This is a genomic window from Nocardioides sp. NPDC057577, from assembly GCF_042801335.1.
Lineage (GTDB): Bacteria > Actinomycetota > Actinomycetes > Propionibacteriales > Nocardioidaceae > Nocardioides.
The window spans coordinates 1-7,541 of record NZ_JBHVGB010000236.1; the positions used below are offsets into that span (position 1 = coordinate 1).

The 7,541-nt window shown below is 69.0% G+C and carries 6 protein-coding genes; 2 read left to right on the forward strand and 4 right to left on the reverse strand.

Translation table 11 applies throughout. The features are described from left to right. Positions 1-69: 69 nt before the first annotated feature. Both ACFU7D_RS27560 and ACFU7D_RS27565 read right to left on the reverse strand, forming a co-directional pair. On the reverse strand, positions 70-321 hold the full coding sequence (locus ACFU7D_RS27560; RefSeq protein WP_378873353.1) for a type II toxin-antitoxin system RelE/ParE family toxin: 252 nt from the start codon (positions 319-321) through the stop codon (positions 70-72). Further along, positions 318-578: a ribbon-helix-helix protein, CopG family gene (locus ACFU7D_RS27565; RefSeq protein ID WP_378873355.1), complete on the reverse strand. Its 261-nt coding sequence runs from the start codon at positions 576-578 to the stop codon at positions 318-320. Before ACFU7D_RS27565 ends, ACFU7D_RS27560 begins: the two co-directional genes overlap by 4 nt. Before the next feature lie 82 nt (positions 579-660). Between ACFU7D_RS27565 and ACFU7D_RS27570 the strand changes: the two genes are divergently transcribed. After that, on the forward strand, positions 661-2,253 hold the full coding sequence (locus ACFU7D_RS27570) for a cation:proton antiporter (RefSeq protein ID WP_378732895.1): 1,593 nt from the start codon (positions 661-663) through the stop codon (positions 2,251-2,253). Positions 2,254-2,304: 51 nt separating this feature from the next. Here the strand turns inward: ACFU7D_RS27570 and ACFU7D_RS27575 are convergent, their stop codons facing one another. Then, positions 2,305-5,154 (reverse strand): FG-GAP-like repeat-containing protein, encoded by a 2,850-nt coding sequence (locus ACFU7D_RS27575; RefSeq protein WP_378873358.1) that lies wholly within the window; start codon positions 5,152-5,154, stop codon positions 2,305-2,307. Between the two features lie 70 nt (positions 5,155-5,224). Continuing rightward, the gene (locus ACFU7D_RS27580; RefSeq protein WP_378873360.1) at positions 5,225-6,760 is read right to left on the reverse strand and encodes a FadD3 family acyl-CoA ligase; all 1,536 of its coding nucleotides are present in this window, start codon (positions 6,758-6,760) and stop codon (positions 5,225-5,227) included. A gap of 46 nt (positions 6,761-6,806) precedes the next feature. On the opposite strand from ACFU7D_RS27580, the gene ACFU7D_RS27585 reads away from it, so the two are divergent. Then, complete coding sequence (locus tag ACFU7D_RS27585; RefSeq protein ID WP_378732902.1) at positions 6,807-7,424, forward strand: TetR/AcrR family transcriptional regulator; 618 nt, start codon at positions 6,807-6,809, stop codon at positions 7,422-7,424. Positions 7,425-7,541 lie beyond the last annotated feature (117 nt).

Sequence of the window (7,541 nt, forward strand, 5' to 3'; positions counted from 1 at the left end):
CCCTATCAGATAGGGCGAGTAGTCCTACGAACGACGTGTTACACGACCGCCGCCGGCTCGACCAGCGGCTCAGGCGCTGCGCCGGCCGAGGTGGATGACCGCGACGGTGATGCGGCGCTCCTCGACCACGTAGACGATGCGGTAGCGGCCGACGCGGAGGCGGTAGCGGTCCTTGCCCCAGGCGTAGGCGCCGACGTCGCGCGGGGTCTCGGCGAGGGCGTCGACGGTGTCGAAGACCTGGATCAGGCCGATGGGGTCGTCGTCGACGTACGCCTCGGCCGACTGCAGCGCCTCGTCGGCCCAGACGACCTGGTAGGTCACTCGCCGGAGAGGCGGTCGAGACCGAGGGCGCGGCGGGCCTCGGCATGCGGGGTGTAGCTGACCTCGCCGAGCTCGCGACGCAGGGAGTAGCGCGCGATGGCGAGATCGTCCTCGAGATCCTCGATGCGCCGGTCGTGGTCGTTGAGGTAGGCGCGGATCGCCTCGCGGGCGATCTCCTGCTTCGACCGGTTCTCCGTCTTGGCGCGGTCGGTCAGCAGCCGGTCGTCGGCCTCGCTGAGTCGAAGAGTCATAGCCATGGACCCACTGTAACCCCGGGTGGTATCACGCGGTATCGTACGTGTGTCCGAACCGTCGAGCTTTACCCTGGGGGACGTCCATATGTCGCTGACCGCGCTCTACCTGCTCGTTGCACTAGGAGCGGGGCTGGTCGCGATGTTCCTGAAACTTCCGCCCATGGTCGGCTTCCTCGCCGCCGGGTTCGGGCTGCACGCCGCCGGGGTCGGCGAGCTGGACGGGCTGCACACGCTGTCCGAGCTCGGGGTCACGCTGCTCCTGTTCGGGATCGGTCTCAAGCTCGATGTCAGATCGCTGCTCCGGCCCGACGTGTGGCTGAGCACCTTCGCCCACCTGGGGTTCAGCGTCATCATCGGGATCGGCATGCTGGCCGGGATCGCACCGCTCGGCTTCGCGCTCCTCGCCGACGCCGACCTGGGCGAGATGGCGCTGATCGCCTTCGTGCTCTCGTTCTCCTCGACCGTCTTCGCGATCAAGGTCCTCGACGAGCGTCACGACAACAACACCCTCTACGGCCGGATCGCCATCGGTGTGCTGGTCATGCAGGACATCGTCGCGGTCGTGTTCCTGACCATCTCCAAGGGCCACTGGCCCTCGCCGTGGGTCTTCGCGCTGGTGCTGCTCCTCCCGGGCGCCTGGCTCGCCCACCGGGTCTGGGACCGGATCACCTCCGCCGAGCTGACCGCGCTCTTCGGGCTGACGATCGCGCTCGTGCCGGGCTACTGGCTCTTCGAGACCGTGGGGCTCAAGGGCGACCTCGGAGCCCTGGTGGTCGGCGTACTCCTCGGGTCGCACGTCAAGGCGCCGGCGCTGGCCAAGCTGCTGTTCAGCACCAAGGAGCTCCTGCTCATCGCGTTCTTCCTGAGCATCGGACTGACCGGGGTGCCCTCGCTCGAGGACTTCGCTCTGGCCGCCGTGCTGCAGGTCCTGCTGCCGCTCCAGGCCGCGGCGTACGTCGTGATCTTCGCGTTCATGGGGCTGCGCTACCGCACCGCGACGCTGGCCTCGTTCACCCTGGCCAACTACTCCGAGTTCGGGCTCATCGTCATCGTCATCGCGTCGGCCTCCGGGCTCGCATCGGCCCAGTGGCAGACCGTGCTCGCGGTCGCGACCGCGCTCTCGTTCCTGGTGGACGCGCTGTTCAACGCGTACGCCCCGGCGATCATCAATCTGCTCAACCGCCGGCTGCCGGTGCGGAGGCCCGAGCGGCTCCAGGAGGCCGACCGGCCGATCAACCTCGGTGACGCCAAGGCGCTGGTGGTCGGCATGGGCCGGGTGGGGCGTACGACCTACGAGGAGCTGCGCGACACCCAGGGCTACCACGTGCTCGCCGTCGAGCACGACTCGCTGCGGGCCGACTCGCTCAAGGAGGAGGGCTTCGACGTGGTCGAGGCCGACGCCACCGACCAGGACTTCTGGGAGCGGGTCAAGAAGGGCACCGGCATGGAGCTGGTCGTGCTCACGATGCCCTTCCACGGCGACAACCTGCTCGCCATGGACCTGCTCCACAAGCTCGGCTTCAAGGGCACCGTGGCGGCGATCGCCCTGCGCCCCGAGGAGCGCGACGAGCTCAAGAAGCGCGGTGCCCACGCCGTCCTGAACCTGTACGCCTCCGCCGGCGCCGACCTCGCCGAGAAGGCGCTCCGGGTCAACCAGGAGCGCCAGCTCTCCGCGTGAGTTGTGAAGCTGAGGGTGACCTATAGGTCACTCTCAGCTTCACAACTTCGGTCAGCCCAGCAGGTTGTAGCCCGACAGCGCACCCAGGTAGGTGCGGGTCAGCCCGGTGCCGGTGCTGTTGCGCTCCAGCGCATAGATGTAGCTGCCCGACCGCACGATCAGGTCGCCACCCGAGCCGGCCCGCAGATCGCGTACGCCGAGCACCGCGTCATAGCCCGACAGGTTGATCGACAGGGTCTGCGTGGACACCAGGCCGCCGGGCCCGTTGCTCTCGTGGACGACGGTGCTGGTGCCGTTGACGAAGAGCACGTCGGGGGTGTTGCCGCTGTTCCAGCGTCCGACGCCGACCAGGCGGGTGCCCGGGGCAGAGGACTTCATGGTGATCGACGCGCCGACCTTGGTCGAGCCCTTGCCCGGCCACAACGTGATCGTTCCGCCGGAGATGCGGCCCATCAGGTCCGGATAGCCGTCGCCGGTGACGTCACCGACCGCGTCGATGACGCTGACCGTGCCGAGGCCGGTCGCGATCGTGACGGGGCTGGCGAACTTGCCGGTGCCGTAGCCCCGGTAGAGGCGTACGGAGCCGTCGGACATCTTGGCCAGGAAGTCGCCCTTGCCGTCGCGGTTCCAGTCGCCGGCGTTCATCAGTGCGGTGGCGCTCGTCAGCGTGATGCCGCTGTCGACCGGCGCGGCCAGGCTGACCCGACCGCTGTTCGGCTTGACGTAGAGCGTCGAGCCGGACTTCATGACCAGGTCAGGGAGGCTGTTGCCGACGAGGTTGACCGCGCCGACGAGGGTGCGGTTGACGTCCGCGTACGGGCCCAACGGCTTGCCGAAGCCAGAGCCGGAGGCCGGGTAGATCCAGCCGCGGTTGGACGAGTCCCGGCCGATCAGGTCGCCACGACCGTCGCCGGTGAAGTCGCCGTAGCCGGAGAGCTGGACCAGCGAGGACCACGACGGGCTCTGGGTCGCGAGCTTGATCGGCGAGCCGAACGTGCCGCTGCCCGAACCCTTGAAGTAGTAGAGCGCCCCGGACTTGCGGCCGATCAGGTCGCGCTTGCCGTCCTTGTTGACGTCGCCGGTCGCGGCGAGCTTGTCGAAGCCGCCCAGCGAGCGCGTCGTGCCCACTCGGGTGAACCCGCCGGCACCGTTGCCGGTGTAGCGAACCAGGTAGCCCTTCGCGTTCTTGCCGACCAGGTCGTTGGCCGAGGTGCCGCCGATGTTGCCGGTCGCGGTGATCTTGGAGACCCCGGAGAACGTGCTCTTGCCGAGGTTCTTGAAGACCGCCGCGAAGGTACCGTCGCCGCGGCCCTTGCGGATGCCGGCCGAGCCGTCGGTGCGGACCTGGATCAGATCGGCCTTGCCATCGCCGGTGATGTCCGGGGTGACCACGGCCTCGCGCACGGTGCTGCCGACCGTCGTGGACGTCTTGGTCGAGTTGAACCCGGCGAACCCGCCCGTACGCAGCGTGAAGATCCGGCCATCGGACGCCCGTCGTGCCACGAAGTCGGAGTGGCTCGTGCCGGCGATGTGGGACTCCAGGTCGCGGCCGCTCCAGCTCTTCTGGAGGCCGGCGGCGAGCGTACGGATGGCGGGGAGCTTGGCCTGGAGGTTCGCGCCCGGGCAGACGGTCTGGCCGGCGTCGCGGTGGCCGTTGATCGCGTGCGGGAAGACCGTTGGCGTCCAGGTCTCGGTCCCGTCGGGGTTCTTCTTGTAGTGGGTCAGGGCCACGTTGGTGGCGTTGGCGGTCACGCCGTGGAGCGAGAGCTTCCAGGCGTAGAGGGAGCCGTACGCCTGGATCATCGCGTCTGTGGGTTGGTTGTCCGTCGCGCCGGCATCGTTGAGACAGCCGGCCGCGACCGTGTCGAAGCAGCCCAGCGCCGCGGCACCGAAGCTGTCGTAGTTGTAGCCGCTGGTGTGGGCACCCTCGACGGGCAGCGAGACCCCGCCGGCGCGGCCCTCCCAGATGCGGCCGAACTTGTCGACGAAGAAGTTGTAGCCGATGTCGCGGTAGCCACGGGTCTTCACGTGGAACTCGTAGATGCCCCGGATGATGCCGGGGACCTGTGCCTCGGTGTAGTCGTTGGTGCCCGCGGCATGGTGCACGAAGCCGCCGTGGATCTGGCGGTAGGCGACCGTCTTGTCCGTACGCAGCGACTCGTCGGCGCCCCACTGGGCGCGGCTGTAGATCGTCGGGCTCGAGGTGTAGGTGGACGCGACCAGGTTGAGGTCGGAGTCCTTGCTGCCCTTGTGGACGCTGGTCGCCCGAGGCTTGTCCTTGTCGGTCTCGATCTCGGGGAGCTCCTCGACCGTGTCCGAAGGCTTGCCGGGCTCGATCACCGCGAGCTCGAGGTCGTCGGGGATCGCGGCGGCGTCAGGGACGATGATCCGGGTCTGCACCTGGTCGACGTTCCCGGCCAGGAACTCGTCGGTGCCGGGGCGGACGCCCTTGGCCTCCGCGGAGCCCGCGTCCGGACCGTGGTCGTCGGCGTCGACCACCATCGGGGTCCACGAGGACCACACGTCGTCCTTCAGGGTGCGGATCTCGGGGCGTACGTCGTCGGCTTCGGTGTCGCCGGACCAGGTCACGCCGACGACACCGAAGCCGGTGACGTCCTGCGGTTCGCTCTTGATGACGTTCGTGCGGGGCTTGTCGACCTTCGTCGCGTGCTCGGTCGCCCTGCCCGTCGAGGTGGTCAGTGCGATCTCCTCGACGTGAGCCTCGACCGGGCCGGCGGGAAGCTTGGACGGGTCCCTGTTCGCGGCCTCGAAAGCGGCCAGCGGGCCGGACGAGGTCGGCTCGGCAGTGGCGGAGTTCAGTGTCAGGGGGATCGCCACTGCGACCACGCCGAGAACGAGGGTGGTGCCGGAGATGGACGCGATCTTGGCGCGTCGGGGCATCGAAGCCTCCGTGGGGGAAGGTGAAGACGGGCTCCGGAAACCTATACCCCCGCCCCGGGGGGTGTCTCATCTAATTCCCGGTGTCGCGCAGGTCCGTCTTCAGCACCTTGCCGCTGGCGTTGCGCGGAAGGCTGTCGATCAGGACGTACGCCCTCGGCTGCTTGTAGTTGGCGAGGCGGTCCTTGAGCCAGGTCGCGATCGAATCGGCGGTCAGGTCGTCGCGTACGACGACGAAGGCCTTGCCGACCTGACCGAGGCGCGCGTCGGGGACGCCGATGACCGCGGACTCGACGATGCCGGGGTGGCTGGCGAGGGTGTTCTCGACCTCGGCCGGATAGACGTTGAAGCCGCCGACGGTGAACATGTCCTTGATCCGGTCGGTGATCTTCAGGCAGCCGTGCTCGTCGAGAAAGCCGACGTCGCCGGTGTGGAGCCAGCCGTCCTCGTCGATCGCCTCGGCGGTCGCCTCGGGATTCTCGAAGTAGCCGAGCATGACGTTGTCGCCGCGGATCCAGACCTCGCCGTCCTCACCGGGCTCCGCGTCCTCCCCGGTGGCGGTGACGGTGCGGATCTCCAGCCCCTCGACCGCGGGGCCGACCACCTTGGCCACGTGGGCCGGGTCCTCGCCGGGGCGGGTGGTGGTCGCGACCAGGCACTCGGTCAGGCCGTAGGCGCCCTTGACCTCGTCGATCCCGAGGACGTCGCGCATGTCGGCGAAGAGGCTCTCCGGGACGCTCGCCGCGCCGGCGATCGCGAAGCGCAGCGAGGAGAGGTCGTACGCCTTCAGGTCCTCGTGGTTGATGAGGGTCGTGAAGATCGTGGGGGCGCCGGGAAGGACGGTGATCCGCTCGTCCTGGATCAGCTGCAACGTCTGCGTCGGGGTGTAGGTCGCGATCGGGTAGATCGTGGCGCCCGCGCTGAATGCCGCGAGGAAGCCCGCCTTGTAGCCGAACCCGTGGAAGAACGGGTTGACGATGGCGTAGCGGTCCTCCGGGCTGAGTGCGGCGCCGCGTGCCCAGACGTCGGCGGTCCCGATCGTCTGGCGCTGCGCGCACATCACGCCCTTCGGCTTGCCGGTCGTGCCGGAGGTGAACAGCAGGTCGGCCAGGGTGTCGGGGGTGACGGTCGCCTTGGCGTCCTCGAGACGCTTGTCGGTGATCTCGGCGCCGCTGGCCAGGAACTCGTCCCAGTCGCCGGCGAGGTCGACGATGGTGAGCAGGTGCTCCGGGAGCGGGCCGGCGTCGCGGAGCATCTGGACGTAGTCGGTGCCGAGGAAGCCGTTGACGGTGACCAGCGCGGTGGCGCGGGAGCGCTCCAGGATCTCGCGCGCCTCATGGCCGCGGTAGCGGGTGTTGAGCGGCACCACGGCCGCCCCGATCGTCTGCGCACCGAGGGCCGCGACCGGGAACTCCCAGCGGTTGGGGGCCCAGATGGCGACGCGGTCGCCGCTGCGTACGCCGCTGGCCAGGAAGGCGCGCGCGGCCCGGTCGGTCGCGTCGGCGAGCTCGGCGTAGGTGAGCGTCGTGGGGCCGTCGACGATCGCCGGGTGGTCGGCGTAGGTCTGCTTGGCCTTCTCGATCAGGGCAGGGATGGTGCGGGGGGTCACCTGCGCAATCGTAGTTGAGCAACTGCTTGTTTGGTAGGCTTCGTCCATGACTGACACGGGGGTTGCGCCGAGAAGGCGGGGGACGGCGTCGGGGTCGTCGCGGCGGGCCGAGCTGCTCACGCTGGCTGCCGAGATGTTCGCGACCAAGGGCTTCGCCCAGACGACCGTACGCGACATCGCCGATGCCGCCGGGATCCTGTCCGGCTCGCTCTACCACCACTTCCGCTCCAAGGAAGCGATGCTGACCGAACTGCTCTCGGGATTCCTCGACGGGCTCAACGCGCGGTTCACCGAGATCGTCGAGAGCGGGGTCGACCCGCAGGCAGACCTGGACGGACTGATCACGGAGTCGTTCCGGACGATCCACAACGAGCGGCTCGCCGTCGCGCTCTACCAGAACGAGGCGTCCTTCCTGGCGACCGTCGAGGGCTTCGAGTTCGTCGCCGAGCGCTCCCGCGACAACGAGGCGCTGTGGATCCGGGTCATCGAGGCCGGGCAGACCTCGGGAGCCTTCCAGACGTCGTTGGACCCCGCCTTGACCTACCGGTTCATCCGCGACGGCGTCTGGTCCACCGTCGCCTGGTATCGCCCCGGCGGCCGCCACACCCCCGAGACGCTCTCGGAGCAGTACCTGAAGCTGCTCCACGCCGGCATCCTCGCCTGACTCTCACCCCGCTGGTCGAGCCGCGGGCCGACCCCGCTGGTCGAGCCGCCGGAGCCGCTAGGCGGAGGCGTGTCGAGACCAACACGGTCCCTGTCGCGCTTGATGGGGACCGTGTTG

Bases quoted from the DNA above. Each gene is read 5' to 3' on its own strand.
- ACFU7D_RS27565 (WP_378873355.1), bottom strand. From the start codon at position 578: ATGGCTATGACTCTTCGACTCAGCGAGGCCGACGACCGGCTGCTGACC.
- ACFU7D_RS27570 (WP_378732895.1), top strand. From the start codon at position 661: ATGTCGCTGACCGCGCTCTACCTGCTCGTTGCACTAGGAGCGGGGCTG.
- ACFU7D_RS27575 (WP_378873358.1), bottom strand. From the start codon at position 5,154: ATGCCCCGACGCGCCAAGATCGCGTCCATCTCCGGCACCACCCTCGTT.
- ACFU7D_RS27585 (WP_378732902.1), top strand. From the start codon at position 6,807: ATGACTGACACGGGGGTTGCGCCGAGAAGGCGGGGGACGGCGTCGGGG.